The sequence below is a fragment of the Burkholderia cepacia ATCC 25416 genome, assembly GCF_001411495.1.
Classification (GTDB): Bacteria; Pseudomonadota; Gammaproteobacteria; order Burkholderiales; family Burkholderiaceae; genus Burkholderia; species Burkholderia cepacia.
Map to the genome: position 1 here is coordinate 1,181,950 of NZ_CP012983.1, position 14,265 is coordinate 1,196,214.

Sequence of the window (14,265 nt, forward strand, 5' to 3'; positions counted from 1 at the left end):
TCCATATCGCCGGCTACACATAGTAAAGCGATGGCACGAGCGTCGGCTCTCCGCAATCTTGACTGTCCCTTGTGGGTCGCCAACGGCCATCCCCCCGGCCCAAACCGATCCCCCCAACCCACCTACTTCACCGCGACAAGCGGCCCGACAAACGCCTCGAAATGCGGCAGCCAGATCGGAATCGCCTCCTTGACCGCAAACATCCCGTGGCCGTTCTTGCCGAACGGCGGCTCGACGATCATCTGCCCGTGCCCGCCCGCCGCCTGAAACGCGGCAAACCACGTCGCCACGACTTCCGGCGCGAAATACTTGTCGTTCTGCACGTAATGCCAGAGCACCGGCACGCGCGTCGTGCTCGCGAAATGCCCGATCGTGTCGGCCATCTGCCGCGGATCGCACGGCATGCCGGGATGCGTCGCGGGATTCCCGCCGCGCCCGCCGGAGAAGTTCACCACCGCGACCACGCCCTGCGGCGCGTAGCTCGCCGCCGCCAGCGACGCGAAGCCGCCCGCCGATTGCCCGACCAGCACGATGCGGCTTCGATCCACCTGCGGCAACGTCTGCGCATACCGCACGGCCGCGAGCACATCGCGCGCGGCCTGCTGGCCGGCAGCGAGGTAATCGGGATGCCGGCACGACCCCGCATCCTCTTCGTCGACACCGCCCGTCGCACCGTACCCGCGACGGATCGGCACGATGACCGCGAAACCGTGCTGCACGAACGTCCGGATCTGCGGCAACGCGCGGTAGCGTCCCACCTTCGGCCGTGCGCGCGGATCGGGCGGGCTGCCGTGGCTCAGCACGATCAGCGGAAAGGGCCCGGGGCCGTCCGGCATGTAGGTCGTGGCGACGATGTCGCGTGTGCTCCCCCCTTCGTCGACCGGCACCTTGACGACGGTTTCATGCAGATCGGGGGCAATGGCGGTGTCTTCGACCGCCGTCGCCGCGCAGCCGGCAACGGAAGCGATCAACACGCCCGGGATCAGCACCCGGCACAGGGGGATGGCGATCGAGTTTCGGCGAACGACGATGCTCATGGGCAATCTCTCCACGAATCCAGGGATGACGGGCGAGGCTGTGGCGATGCGTACCGCGAAGGCGACAGTGTATCCGTGCGGCGCCGCAACCGGGCCGGCCGCATGCTTACAGCCCGCACCGGCTGCACACCCGGCACCGGCATCCTGATCGTCACCCGCCATCACCACCGGTAACTGACATCCCCCGTCACCGTCAGCCGCGTGCCGTAGAAGCATCCTCCCGCCGAAAAGCACGACGACACATAAGTCCGGTCGAACAGGTTGTTCACGTGCGCCGCGACGCGCCACCCCTTCCACGCCGGCCGCTCGACACCCAGGTCGTACGACAGCCCGAGATCGAAGAGCACGACGGCCGGCACGTCGAACGTATTGACGTTGTCGCCCGCGCTGCGCCCGACATAGCGCATGCCGCCGCCCACCCTCAGCCCGCGCAGCCCCGGCCGGTCGACCGCGTAGTCGAGCCACAGCGACGCCAGATGGCGCGGCACCGCCGCCACGCGCTTGCCGACGACGGCCGCGTCCGTATCGGCCTGCACCGTCGTGTCGAGATACGTGTACGCGGCGATCACGTCCAGTTGCTTCCAGACGCGCGACCGCCCTTCCAGCTCGATCCCGCGCGAGCGCACCTCGCCCGTCTGCACGTTGAAGAACGGATGCTCGGGATCGGCGGTCAGCACATTGCGCTGGCGAATGTCGAACGCGGCGATCGACGCGTTTTGCAACCGGTCCGGCGACTGGTAGCGCAGCCCGAACTCGAACTGCTTCGCCTTCGTCGGCGTGAACGGCTGGCCGTCGAAGCGCGTGCCGAGCGCCGGCTCGAACGACGTCGAATAGCTCAGGTACGGCGCGAAGCCGCTGTCGAACAGATAAACGGCCCCCGCGCGCCCGGTGAACGCACGCGTGCTCTGCCGCACGCTCGCGGAGCGCAGCAGGTCGTCGGTCGTCGTGCGCGACCATTCCTCGCGCCCGCCGAGCGTGAAAACCCAGCGATCCCAGCGCACCTGGTCCTGCAGGTAGACGCCGATCCGGTCGGGTGTCTGGCGCGTCTGCTGCCCGATCGGCGGCGCCGCGAACGGCTGCCCGTAATCGGGCGCACGCGTATCGAGCGGCGGCGCCGCGCCGAACCCCGATCCGACGAGGTTCGCCACCGCATGCTCGTACGACAGCCCGGCCAGCACCGTATGCTCGACCGGCCCCGTCATCATGCGCATCTCCGCCTGGTTGTCGAGCGCGAGATGGTTCACGTGCTCGCGCGACCACGACAGCGAACGGTTCAGCACGCCCGGCGCCAGGTAGGGCGCGACGAAATTGACGGCCGCGCCCGCGAAGTCGACGTCGAGATGCGTATAGCGCACGTTCTGCCGGACTTTCCACGTCGAGTCGAAACGATGCTCGAACGCGTAGCCGATCATCGCCTGCGTGCGGTCGTACGTGTCGAAGCCGGGCAGCCCCGGATAGAAGCGCGTCGGCATCCGCCGGCCCGCGTCCGGCCACAGCGTGCCGAGGGCCGGCAGCCAGCCCGCGAAGTTGTTGTGCGGATCGCGCTGGAACGAACCCAGCAGCGTGAAACTCGTATTGGCGTTCGGCTGCCACGTCAGCGACGGCGCGACGACGATCCGCTGCTGCCGCGAGTAATCGATCTGCTCGTCCGCGCGGCGCGCGAGGCCGTCGATCCGGTAGCGCCACGTGCCGTCCTGCGTCACGGGCCCGCTGAAATCGAACGCGAGCTGCCCGCGATCGCGGTTGCCGGTCTGCACGGCGAGCAGGTGCTGCGCGTCGCGCGTCGGCCGCTTGCTGACCATGTCGACGATGCCGCCGGGGCTCGCCTGCCCGTACAGCACCGACGCCGGGCCGCGCAACACGTCGATGCGTTCGAGCGTCCACGGATCGACGACGCTCGCGGCCCAGTTCACGCCTTTCGGCAGCGGCAGGCCGTCGAGCATCTGCGGATTGATCGCCGCCGCCGCGAAGCCACCGAAGCCGCGCAGGAACACGCTCTCGAGCACGCCGCCGGGGCGCGAGTCCGCGTACGTGCCCGGCGTGTAGCGCAGGCTCTCGCCGACGCTGTGCACATCCTGCCGGTCCATCTGTTCGCGCGTGACGACCGACAGGCCCTGCGGCACCTCGACGATCGCCGTGTCGGTCTTGGTGCCCGCGCGCGACACGTCGGCCGCGATGCCGTTCACGGGGCCGACGCCCGTCTCGCGCCGCCCGTCGACGACGATCGGCGCAAGCAGCGGCGCATCCGCGGGCTCGCCCGCGTCCGGCGCATCTTGCGCGGCAGCCGAAGCGGCGATCGGCATCGTAGCCGCGCACGCCAGTACGGCCGCCCAGCCCGGCACGCGCCGCAACGCCGCGCACGGCAACGGAAATCCAGGCCGCGCATCGCGGCCGATGTGTGATCGATTCATGTCGGGTTATCCGGAAAGCGGAGACGGGCGTCGGCGGATACGTCGCGCCCTTGGGTACGGAGACGGGCCGCTCTTGCAACGGCGACCTCGACTGAACAGCGAATGCGAATCATTTACGCCGACGCGGCGCGGGTAAATGCCGGTGGACGCAATCGACGAATGTGCGGCATGCATCGATCGGCCGCAGGTTTATTCGTCTGACGTTAACAAAATGTCACGTTTGAATGTCGTTATCCTGAACGACCAAATGAATGATCGGATGATAGGATAGCGACACCCTCAAGTTTCAAGCGACACACTTAATGTCAAGCCTGCCCCCGGCCACCCGACACTCCCTCGTCGATTCTGCGATCGAGATCCTCAAGTCCAACATCACTTCCGGCATCTGGCGCGTCGGCCAGCGCATTCCGACCGAGCTCGATCTCGCGAAGCAGCTCGAAGTCGGGCGCAATACGGTGCGCGAGGCGGTTCGCACGCTCGCGTATTCCGGCGTGCTCGAAGTGCGCCAGGGCGACGGCACCTATGTGCGCCGCAACGTCGATCCGGCCGAAACGATGCGCAACGTCGATCGTGCCGCGCGCAGCGACCATCTCGAACTGCAATGCATGCTCGAAACGGAATGCGCGCGCTACGCGGCGCGCCGGCGCACCGACGAGGATCTCGTGACGCTGCGCAAGCTGCTGAAGGCGCGCGGCGAGCGCGAAGCGTCGCGCGACGTGAAGAAGTTCGTCGAGCGCGACCGCGCGTTTCACATCGCCGTGGCCGCCGCCTCGCACAATCACGCGCTCGAAGCGCTGTATCGCTATTTCTCGGGCTCGATCCTCGCGAACGTGGAAGACATCCTCGTCGAACTCGACGAGGCCGAGATCCCCGAGCCGGACATGCGGGCACACCAGGCGGTGCTCGATGCGATCGAACAGCGCGACGAGAACAAGGCGGTGCGCGCGACGCTCGCGATCCTCAAGCCGCAGATGACCTGGCTCGAGACGCGCGAGGCGCCCGCCGCCTGACGGGCACCGTACGCCCGGTATGGCCGGTGCGCGCTACGCGGCGACGGCCTCGATCACATCGATCTGCCCGTCCGGCGCGGAGCGGAGCCCCGCGGGCCGCCAGCCGGCGGCGACGAGCAGCGCGTCGTATTCGTCCCGCGTGCGCTCGCGGCCGCTGCCCCAGCACATCATGTGGATGTCGTAGAGCTTCGAGAAATGCGCGACGCCCGGCGCCGGCACGACCCGCTCGATCACGAACACGCGCGCGCCGTCGCGGGCGCTTTCGCGTGCCCGCCTGAGGATCGCCACGCATTCGTCGTCGTTCCAGTCGTGCAGGATCAGCTTCAGCAGGTAGACGTCGGCGGCCGGCACCGCGTCGAACATGTTGCCGCCCGCCTTGCTGCAGCGCGCGCTCACGCCCATCCGCTGCGCCCAGTCGTCCGCGTCGCCGTCGATCACCTCCGGCAGGTCGAACACGACACCGGTCAGCGCGCCGAACCGCCGCAGCAGGCTGCACAGCATGTGCCCCTGGCCGCCGCCGATGTCGCACGCGTGCGTACCCGGCGCGAACGTGACATCGCGCAGCGCATCGACGACCTGTTCCGACTGCACCGTCGAGAAGCTCGACATCGCGCGCTTGAAATCGCTTCGGTAGCGTTCGTGATCCTTCGCATAGTCGAACGCCATCGCGCCGAACTCGCGGACGAAGCCGTTCTGCTGCCCCTCGCGCACCATGTCGGGCAGGTGCGCCCAGATCGCGTAGTGCTCGGGGCCCTCCTGCAACAGCACGAAATCGCGCAGCGTACTCGCGGCGTCCGCGTGCAGCAGCGCCCCCGCCGCGGTGGCCCGGAAGCCGCGCCGCGTGTCCTCGTCGAGCAGCCCGAGCGCGGCGAGCGCGCGCAGCAGCCGGTACAGCAGCGGTTCGTCGACGTCGAGCGTCGCCGCGAGCGCGGCCGACGAAACCGGTGCATCCGTCGTGACCGCATCGAACACGCCGAGCCGCGTGCCCGCATACAGGATCCGGCTGCGCCACCGCCCGAACAGCGTATCCAGCACCTGTTTTGCCGCATTTTCCATAAAGCACTCCTGAACAGGGTTCGACCGCGCCGGCGCACGATGCACCGGGCGATCGCATCGTCAACGAAGCAGGCGGATCACTGCTCGTGCAGGAATTCCCGGATCGGGTAGCCGACATGGCGCTGCGCATCGAGCGTATAGCCGAGGATGCGGTCGCCGCGCTTGAGCTCCGTGATGTTGTGCACGCTGCCATTCGGCCCGAGCACGCGCACGTGCCAGTCGTCCTGCGCAATGATGTTGATCGCGCGATTCGCGGCATTCTTCGCCTCGATCAGCAGCAGCGGCCGCGTCTCGACCTTCGCGCGCCCGACCACGACGCGACGTGCCTTGCCCTGCACGTTGACGGCGAGGATCTCCGCGCCCGATTCGAGCTCGGCGAGGTAGCGGGTGCGGTTGTCCGGCGCGACGACATACGAATGGAGCGCGGCCGCGTTCACGCGGAACGGGCGCGTCGGCATGTACGGCAGCGGGTGCGTCTCGCTGCTGATCAGGATCATGCCGGTCGAATACGAGCCCACGAGGATGCCCTCGTCCTGCTCGAAGCGCGAGCAGGTGTCGACGCATACGCGCTCGCCCGGCCCCAGGTGCGTGAGCCCGACGATCTCGATTTCCTCGAGCTGCAGATCCTCGACCGTGTCGCTGCAGATCGACACGAGCTGCGTGGCCTGCCCGACCTGCGTCGGCGTGAGCAGCACGCCTTCGGGGCCGCGCTGCAGCACGTTCAGCGTCACTTCGGCATCCTCCAGGTCGGCGACGACGGTGATCAGCTCGCCCGCCGCGCGATCGGCGGCCGCCAGCAGGATCTCGAGCGGGATCTTGCTCGGGTCCTGCAGGAATTCGACGAGCAGCCACGGCGTGGACACCGACAGCTCGCACGCGCGCGTGAGCGTCGCCTCGCCCGTCACTTCGATGAACACGCCGAGCTCGACGCCGTCCGGCACCGCGAAATCGACCGGCAGTCCGTCCTTCACGAGGACGATCTGCACCTGCTCGAGCAGCGCGGCATCGGCCGGATGCCGATCGACGACTGCGACCTTGCACGCGCTCGGCGGCAGCCGCCCGGCCTGCTCCGCATCCTTCACGACGAATGCGGACACGCCGACATGCAGCGCTTCCTCGGTGATCTCGTCCGCGAGCTCGCCGATGTTGCGCAGGTCAATCCAGGAAAGCTTCTTCAAGGCCAATCTCCTTCGAAGGGGATAAAGCAGGTTGAATGACAGGGTGAAACTAGCGACTGACGGCAACGGCCGAACGCGACGCGGCGGCCCGCATCCGGCAATCCACCCAGCCGGCACCCGGCTCGTAGCCGGCCAGCCGGACGCCGGGCGCGACATCGGCGAGCCCGACGGCCGTGCCGCCGTCGGTCCGGAACCGCACCGCGCGGTCGCCGCGCAGCACGACACGCGTGCTCGTGCCGGATGCGCTGCGCGTGTGCAACGCGACGAGCGGCGCGGATTCGATCCGCACGCGGCCGACCACGATCGCGCGCGTGTCGCCCGCCGCGCCGACCGTCAGGATCCGCTCGCCCGAACGCAGCAGCGAAAGCTGGCGCGCGCGGTCGCCGCCGCAGAACACGAACGATTCGGCCGAGCCCGCGTCGATGCCGAACACGAGCGGCCGGCCCGGCGGGTGCGCGGCGCCGGCCGCGACGACGAGCAGCATGCTGGTCGCGCTCGCGCCGGCCAGCACGCACTCTTCGCCGTCGAGCTGCGAACAGCCGTCGATCACCGCATGCAGCCCGACGCCGAGCGGCTCGACGCGCTGCACCTCGAATGCCTTCAGCTTCAGCGGCTCGCGCGAGCGCAGCTCGCCGCACGCGGCCAGCACGCCGCGCAACGCGGCCGCATCGCGCGGTGCGAACGCGATGTCGACCGGCGACTGCGCATGCTTGCGCGCGAGGTAAGCCGCGCCGTGCGGATCGGCGAGCGACACGACGATGCGGCACGCGGCGTCGCGGACACCCTCGAGCAGGCGCTCGAGCGGCATCGTGGTCGCGAGCGCGTAGTCGAGCAGGACGAGCGCGTGCCGCGCGATCGCGGCGCGCGCGGCATCGAAATCGGCCGCGCCGTCGATCCTCACGTGAACGCCCGCGAGCGGCGCATGCGCATCGTCGACCAGCGTCGCGACGCCCGCCGTCGAAACGGTCAATAGCGCCGCCGCGCCGGCCGCGCACGTATCGCGACCGGCCTCGGCCACCACGACGCGGCGCGCGCCGGCCCTCGCCGCGTCGGCCGCGACGGCGCCTGCCTGCGCGCCGAGCGCGCGCAGGTCGATCCACGGATAGCGATGCATGGAAACCCTCGATGGTCGAAAAAGACCGGGTACGACGGCCCGGCGCAGCGAATCAGGCGGCCAGGTGCGCGGCGCGCCGCTCGACGCCGTGCACCGCGTCCGACAGGCGGCGGATCAGCGGGGCGGCCTTCGGCGCGGCGAACACGTTGCGGCCGGCCGCGATGCCGAGCGCGCCCGCGTTCATCACCCGCGACGTGAACGCGACGAACTCGTCTTCGGGCAGCTTCGCGCCGCCCGCGACCAGCACCGGCAGCGACGAACCGGCGATGATGTCGGCCATGCTCGCGGCGTCGCCGCTGTACGGCAGCTTGACGATGTCGGCGCCGAGATCCGCCGCGACGTTCGCCGCATGGGCGATCAGTTCGGCCTGCGGACGATCGCCGAGGCCGGGGCCGCGCGGATAGATCATCGCGAGCAGCGGCAGCGACCAGCGCGCGCATTCGGTCGCGATGCGGCTCAGGTCGAGCAGCTGCTGGGATTCCGTTTTCGAGCCGAGATTCACGTGCACGCTGACCGCGTCCGCGCCGCTCGCCAGCGCGTCCTCGACGCTCGCGAACAGCGTCTTCGCGTTCGCGTCCTCCGCGTAGCGCGTGCAACCGTTCAGGTGCACGACGAGCGCGAGATCGCTCAGCACGTCGGGCGCCAGGAAGCGCGCGCGGCCCCGATGCACGACGATCGCGTCGCCGCCGTGCGCGGCGATGTCGCCAACCAGTTGCCGCAACTGCTGCGGATGGGCGATCGGCCCGTCCGCGAGCGAATGATCGAGCGGCACCATCAGACACTTGCCCGACGCGGCACGCACCACCCGCCGCATCCTGAGCGCCTTGCCAGAAACCGATAGAAGAGCGTTCATCCGTGATTCCTCGCCAGAAATGGAAAGGCCGGCCCGTTCGACTTCAGCCTGCCCCCGGGGTGCCCGCTTGCGGGCGGAACTGGAGCGACAACCGAGCAACGCTTGCAGCAAATCTTGCGACGTGTAAGACTTGCATAGACCCAATCATCCTATGATTGGATCATCCTTGCAAGTGCCTTGCGAGCGATCCCGTTTCCCGACCGGGGGACGCATTCGTCGCGGCATCGCTTCCCCTTTGCAGACAACGGCAGCACATCAACCTGTGAGGTGTCTATGAAGTTCGGCGTGTCCTTCCTGCCCGATACCGGCCCGGCCGACCGCCCGGCGGCCGACTATTACGCCCAGGCGCTGAAGCTCAGCGCGCTGTCCGAGCGGCTCGGCTACACGTACGTAAAGATGACCGAGCACTACCTGAAGCCGTACGGCGGCTACAGCCCGTCGCCGCTGATGTTCCTCGCGGCCGTGGCCGCGCAGACGAAGTCGATCCGCCTGATGACGGGCGGCATCCAGGCGTCGTTCCATCATCCGATCCAGCTCGCGGCCGAAGCCGCGCAGCTCGACGCGATCTCGAACGGGCGGCTCGAGCTGGGCTTCGCGCGCGCCTTCCTGCCGTACGAATTCGATGCATTCGGCATCGATCTCGACTCGAGCAAGACGCGCTTCCAGCAGACGATCGACGCGACGGTGCGGCTTCTCGCCGAGGAATCGGCCAGCGAGGACACCCCGTTCTTCCGCTACCGCGACGCGCAATCGCTGCCGCGCCCGACGCAGCAGCCGCGCCCGCCGGTGTGGGTCGCGGCGCTGCTCACGCCGTCCAGCTTCGAGTGGATCGGCGAACGCGGCTTCAACCTGCTGATGGCCGCGCCGCCGCGCAAGGCCGCGCTCGCGAAGACACAGGAGATGGTGGCGCTCTATCGCGACACGTTCGAGCGCCATCACGGCCACACCGGCCGCAAGCCGCAGGTCGCGATCAGCATCCCGCTGATGATCGGCACGTCGGACGCGCATGCGCTGGCACTCGCGGAGCCGCGCCTGCGCCATCACTGGCGCAATTTCGCGGAAGCGGCGAAGTCGTGGGAGCAGGTGCAGTCGCCGGCCTACCAGGGCTACAACGAAGCGATGAAGAACAAGATGGGCGGCATGGACACGGCCGACCTCGACGCAACCGCCGTGCTCGGCACGCCCGACACCGTGCGCCAGCGCATTCGCGCGCTCGAGGCCGACCTCGGCCTCGACGCGATCCTGTGGCACATCGACTACGGCGCGCAGCCGTACGAACTGATGAGCAACAACCTGGAGGTGTTCGCCCGCGACGTGCTGCCGGGACTATGACGCCATGCCGATTCCTTCCGGATCCACCACGGGCTCGCCCATGACACCGTCCCTGTCACTCGACACGATCGTCGTCGGCGCCGGCATCGGCGGCCTCGCCGCCGCGCTCGCGCTGCGGCGCGCCGGCCATCGGGTCACCGTCCTCGAGCAGAGCCGGGCGTTTCGGGAAGTCGGCGCCGGGCTGCAGGTCGTGCCGAACGCGACGCGCGCGCTGCGTACGCTCGGCGTGCTCGACCGGCAGCGGCTGGCCGCCGTCGCCCCGATCGCGACGATCCGCCGCCGCTGGCAGGACGGCAGCCTGCTCGGTTCCTTCCCGCTCGGCGACGATGTCGAAGCCGAGTTCAACGCGCCGTACTGGAACGCGCATCGCGCCGACCTGCATGCCGCGCTGCTCGATGCCGTGCGCGACCCGTACACGGCCGGCCCGCCGGTCCCCGTCCTCGGCGGCATCGCGGTGCGCGGCCTCGACGCATACGGGCCGGACGGCGCGACGCTCGTCGATGCGGCGGGCACGCGCTGGCGCGCGGATCTCGTCGTCGCGGCCGACGGCATTCATTCGACGCTGCGCCACGCGCTGCTCGGCGACGACGCGCCGCACTACAGCGGCGACGACGCGTATCGCGCACTGATCGACGCCGATGCGATCGACCCGCGCTCGCCCGTGTTCGAGATCGTCCGGGAACCGCAGGTGACGATCTGGCTCGGGCCCGGCCGGCACGCGATCCATTACTGGGTGCGCGACCGCCGGCTGCTGAACCTCGTCGTGATCGTGCCGGGCGACGGCAGCACGCGCGAATCGTGGAGCAGCAAGGGCGACCGCGCGACGCTCGAGGCCGAGCTCGCCGGCTGGGATCCGCGCCTCGTCGGGCTGATCCGCTGCGCGTCGGACCTGAGCCGCTGGTCGCTGCACGACCGGCAGCCGCTCACGCGCTGGGTGTGGGACAGCGTGTGCCTGCTCGGCGACGCATGCCACCCGATGCTGCCGTACCAGTCGCAAGGCGCCGCGCAGGCGCTCGAGGACGCGGTCGTGCTCGGCCGGTGCGTGACCGGGCTCGCGTCGAAGGACGCGCTCGGCGCCGCGCTGGTCGAATACCAGCGCCTGCGGATCGACCGCAGCGCGCGGATCCAGCTTGCATCGGCCGGCAACGGCGGCGTGTTCCACCTGCCCGACGGCCCCGAACAGCAGGCGCGCGACGCCGAGCTCAAGTCGCGCCGCGCCGACTTCAAGTCCTATCACTGGACCTGGGCCGACGCGTACCAGCTTTGACGCCCGCCCCGGTGCCGCGCGGCGCGACCCGCGCGGCACCGGGGCTCCTCGCGACAGGACCGCATCATGACGAACACCGTGGACATTGCGCAGCAACTGAAACAGGCGATGCGCGGCGTGGCCGCCACCGTCACGATCGTGACGACCGGCGGCGACGGCGCCGCCGCCGCACCGTGCGCGCTGACCGCCAGCTCGTTCACGTCGGTCGCGCTCGATCCGCCGACCGTGCTGGTGTGCATCAACCGGCGCGCGAGCATTCACGCGTCGATCACCGGCCGCCGGCGCTTCTGCGTGAACGCGCTGCGAAGCTGCCACGTGCCGCTCGCGCTCGCGTGCAGCACGACGGGCTCCGACGCGCGTTTCGCGCACGACGCATGGCGTACCGACGCGGCAACAGGTCTGCCCTATCTCGAGAACGCGCAGACATCGTTCTTCTGCGACACGCTCGAACAGGTCGAGGTCGGCTCGCATTCGATTCTGGTCGGGCGGGTCACGCGCGTCGCGATGTCCGCCGACGTGAACCCGCTGATGTACGTGAACGGCGCGTTCGCCGCCGTCCGCTCGCTGCCGTCCGATGCCGGCGGCGGGTAACGGGCGCACGTGCCGTTGTTTCGAGCATTCGTTCGCGGGGTTCGCACCGGGCCCGTTTGCTCGAGGCAACACGCCCCCCACCGATGCGTGCGTCACGCGTGATGCCGCACGCAATCGTTGCGTGCGCTGCAGTCACGCTGCGCGCGCACATCACGCACTACCATTGCGCCGCATGCACGCGATGAAACGGAGAAGCCGATGGCACCCGACCTGAACCTGCTGATTTCGCTCGATGCGCTGCTCGAAGAGGGCAGCGTCGTCGGCGCCGCACGCCGCATGAACCTCAGCCCGCCCGCGATGAGCCGCACGCTCGCGCGCATCCGCGAAACGGTCGGCGACCCGATCTTCGTGCAGGCCGGCCGCAAGATGGTGCCGACGCCGCGTGCGCTCGAACTGCGCGGCGTCGTCCGCGAAACCGTGGAGCGCGCATCGCAGTTGCTCGCGCCGTCCGCGGAAATCGATCTCGGCACCCTCGACAAGCAGTTCAACGTGCGTGCGAACGACGTCTTCGTCGGCCTGCACAGCAGCCGGCTGCTCGAGGAGATGGCGCGCGGGATGCCGCGCGCGATGCTGCGCTTCATGCCCGAGGAAGACGACATCGACGACGACGCATTGCGCAGCGGCCGCATCGACCTCTTCATCAGCGCGTCGCGCCGCCTGGGGCCGGAGATTCGCGTGCAGCCGCTGTTCACGACGACCTTCGTCGGCCTCGCTCGCCACGACCACCCGATCTTCGACGACGACATCACGCCCGAGCGCTTCGCGCGCTGGCCGCATATCGGCGTCTCGCGGCGCGGCAAGTCGGCGGGGCCGATCGACGACGCGCTCGCCGCACGCGGGCTCGCGCGCCACGTGCTGCTCGTCGTGCCGACGCCGTATGCGGCGATCTTCGCGCTGCAGGCGTCGGACCTGATCCTGCCGCTGCCCGAGCATCTCGCGCGCGGCGCGGTGCGGGCCGGGCTCGGCGTGCGCACGTTCGAACTGCCGGTGCCGCTCGAAACCGTGCTGATCACGCAGGCGTGGCATCCGCGCTTCCAGAGCGACCCTGCGCACCAGTGGTTGCGGCGTGTCGTGCGCGGGCTGTGCACCGGCCAGCCGGCGCTGCGTGCGGCGCATGCATGACGGATGCGTTGCACGCACTCGTCGAGTGCAAAGACGTCACTGTTCGGCATGCATGGCGCGACCGTAGACTGGCTTCGTCCTTTCTCATGGAGCGACTGCAGTGCATGACGCAGCAGATCAGACGCGCGCCGTCGCGGCGCCGCCCCGCCGCCTGACTCGCGCGGCCGCGGCGCTGATCGCGCGCATCGACATCTTCACGCCGCGCGGCGCGTATGTCGCGCGCTCGGTCATCGCCGCCGCGCTCGCGCTCGGCGTCGCGTACCTGCTCGAACTGGAAACGCCGTATTCGGCCGCGTCGACGGTGCTGCTCGTGATCAATCCCGTCCAGGGCGCGGTGATCGGCAAGGGCGTGTGGCGCGTGGTCGGCACGATCGCGGGGATGGTCGTCGCGTTCGTGCTGATGGGCTGCTTCGCGCAGCAGCCGCTGCTGTTCATCCTCGGCTTCGCGTTCTGGCTCGGCGTCTGCGTCGCGGGCATGACGCTGCTGCGGCACTTCCGCGCGTCGGGCACCGTCGTGGCCGGCTACACGATCGGCCTGGCGACCTACGGCGCGATGCAACATCCCGAGCTGACCTTCGAACACGTGATCGGGCGCGGCTCGACGGTCGCGATCGGCGTGCTGTGCCTGAGCCTCGTGTCGATGCTGCTCGGCACGCGCGACGTGCACGCGAAACTCGACGCGCTGGTGACGCGCGTCACCGCCGACGTCGCGCGGGTCATCGCCGCGCAGCGCAACGGCCTCGCGGCGGCACCGGCCGACGACAAGCGGCACGCGCTGTTCGCCGGCATCTACGGCATCGACGATCTGCTCGCGCTCGGCAAGGCCGAATCGGAGGATCTCGCGCAACGCGCGGCCGCCGTGCGGCACGGGATGGCATCGCTGTTCGGCGCGCTCGCGGGCGGCATGCCGCCGCTGCCGGCCGACAGCCCCGGCGCGCGCGCGGTCGCATCGCTTCAGCCGCGTCTCGCGGCCGCGTGGCAGGCCGCCGCCGACGCATTGGGCGACGGCCCCGGCGGCGCGACGCACGCGCATGCGCTGCTCGGCGACGCGCGCGAACGCCTGCGCGACGCCCTCGACGGCATCGCGCTCGGCGATCCGCGCGACGATGCGGCGTTGCTGATCGCCGGCGAGCGGCTGATCGAACAGATCGACGACTACCGCGCGGCGCTCGACGGGCTCGTCGAATTGCAGCGCCCGCGCCGGGCTACCGGCCCGCGCGGGTGCGCTTTCACCGCGACACGGGCGCGGCCCTGCGCAACGGCGTGCGCGCCGCGTGCGCGATCGTGATCTCGG

Annotated in this window: 12 protein-coding genes; 6 read left to right on the forward strand and 6 right to left on the reverse strand. The window is 69.8% G+C overall.

Going from position 1 to position 14,265, the window contains the following annotated elements; genetic code table 11:
* Positions 1–122: 122 nt before the first annotated feature.
* Complete coding sequence (locus APZ15_RS37490) at positions 123–1,271, reverse strand: alpha/beta hydrolase family protein (RefSeq protein ID WP_138143334.1); 1,149 nt, start codon at positions 1,269–1,271, stop codon at positions 123–125.
* On the reverse strand, positions 1,199–3,448 hold the full coding sequence (locus tag APZ15_RS37495; RefSeq protein ID WP_226153388.1) for a TonB-dependent siderophore receptor: 2,250 nt from the start codon (positions 3,446–3,448) through the stop codon (positions 1,199–1,201). Before APZ15_RS37495 ends, APZ15_RS37490 begins: the two co-directional genes overlap by 73 nt.
* A 302-nt stretch (positions 3,449–3,750) precedes the next feature.
* Here APZ15_RS37495 and APZ15_RS37500 point away from each other — a divergent pair, with 302 nt between their 5' ends.
* Positions 3,751–4,458 (forward strand): FadR/GntR family transcriptional regulator, encoded by a 708-nt coding sequence (locus tag APZ15_RS37500; RefSeq protein WP_021164174.1) that lies wholly within the window; start codon positions 3,751–3,753, stop codon positions 4,456–4,458.
* A gap of 33 nt (positions 4,459–4,491) precedes the next feature.
* Here APZ15_RS37500 and APZ15_RS37505 read toward each other — a convergent pair whose 3' ends face one another.
* The 4 genes from APZ15_RS37505 to APZ15_RS37520 form a co-directional block, all read right to left on the reverse strand.
* The gene (locus tag APZ15_RS37505) at positions 4,492–5,514 is read right to left on the reverse strand and encodes a methyltransferase (protein WP_027792356.1); all 1,023 of its coding nucleotides are present in this window, start codon (positions 5,512–5,514) and stop codon (positions 4,492–4,494) included.
* A 77-nt stretch (positions 5,515–5,591) separates the two neighbouring features.
* Positions 5,592–6,692 (reverse strand): 3-dehydroquinate synthase II family protein, encoded by a 1,101-nt coding sequence (locus tag APZ15_RS37510; RefSeq protein WP_027792355.1) that lies wholly within the window; start codon positions 6,690–6,692, stop codon positions 5,592–5,594.
* 49 nt (positions 6,693–6,741) lie between these two features.
* Entirely contained in the window at positions 6,742–7,806 is a 1,065-nt protein-coding gene (locus APZ15_RS37515) for a 3-dehydroquinate synthase II family protein (protein ID WP_027792354.1), read from the reverse strand.
* Between the two features lie 52 nt (positions 7,807–7,858).
* Positions 7,859–8,659, reverse strand: coding sequence for a 2-amino-3,7-dideoxy-D-threo-hept-6-ulosonate synthase (locus APZ15_RS37520; protein WP_021164281.1), 801 nt, complete (start codon positions 8,657–8,659; stop codon positions 7,859–7,861).
* 285 nt (positions 8,660–8,944) lie between these two features.
* Between APZ15_RS37520 and APZ15_RS37525 the strand changes: the two genes are divergently transcribed.
* The 5 genes from APZ15_RS37525 to APZ15_RS37545 all read left to right on the forward strand — a co-directional run bounded on the left by APZ15_RS37525 (position 8,945) and on the right by APZ15_RS37545 (position 14,259).
* Positions 8,945–9,991, forward strand: coding sequence for an LLM class flavin-dependent oxidoreductase (locus APZ15_RS37525; RefSeq protein WP_230942759.1), 1,047 nt, complete (start codon positions 8,945–8,947; stop codon positions 9,989–9,991).
* 40 nt (positions 9,992–10,031) lie between these two features.
* A complete protein-coding gene (locus APZ15_RS37530; RefSeq protein WP_027792353.1) occupies positions 10,032–11,258 on the forward strand; it encodes an FAD-dependent monooxygenase in 1,227 nt (408 codons plus the stop codon).
* A 66-nt stretch (positions 11,259–11,324) separates the two neighbouring features.
* Positions 11,325–11,849: a flavin reductase family protein gene (locus APZ15_RS37535; protein ID WP_021164278.1), complete on the forward strand. Its 525-nt coding sequence runs from the start codon at positions 11,325–11,327 to the stop codon at positions 11,847–11,849.
* Between the two features lie 198 nt (positions 11,850–12,047).
* A complete protein-coding gene (locus APZ15_RS37540; protein WP_027792352.1) occupies positions 12,048–12,971 on the forward strand; it encodes a LysR family transcriptional regulator in 924 nt (307 codons plus the stop codon).
* Between the two features lie 100 nt (positions 12,972–13,071).
* Positions 13,072–14,259, forward strand: a complete 1,188-nt coding sequence (locus tag APZ15_RS37545; protein WP_057056499.1) for an FUSC family protein — start codon at positions 13,072–13,074, stop codon at positions 14,257–14,259.
* The last annotated feature ends 6 nt before the right edge of the window (positions 14,260–14,265 follow it).